Annotated in this window: 1 protein-coding gene; it reads left to right on the forward strand. The window is 36.9% G+C overall.

Going from position 1 to position 314, the window contains the following annotated elements:
• Nucleotides 1–314: ParB/RepB/Spo0J family partition protein (locus tag AOA60_RS01140; RefSeq protein ID WP_143522312.1), on the forward strand; the 314-nt coding region annotated here is incomplete at both ends.

Here is a 314-nt window from a genome sequence, read left to right on the forward strand (position 1 = left end):
CGGCCCAATCCATATCAACCAAGAAAGGTCTTTGAACCTGAAGCAATTGAAGAATTAAAGACATCAATAGAACAGCATGGTATTCTTCAGCCAATTATTGTTCGTAAGAGTATAAAAGGGTTTGAAATTGTAGTTGGAGAAAGACGTTTTAGAGCAGCGAAAGCAGCTAAGCTACACGCCATTCCAGCTGTTGTACGTGAATTAACAGAAAATCAAATGATGGAAATGGCGTTAATCGAAAATCTTCAACGAGAAGATTTAAATCCATTAGAAGAGGCAAAAGCTTATCAAAAATTAATGGAGCATCTTCAGGT

Source organism: Pseudomonas sp. 2822-17, assembly GCF_002742485.1.
GTDB classification, from domain to species: Bacteria; Pseudomonadota; Gammaproteobacteria; order Pseudomonadales; family Pseudomonadaceae; genus Aquipseudomonas; species Aquipseudomonas cyclaminis.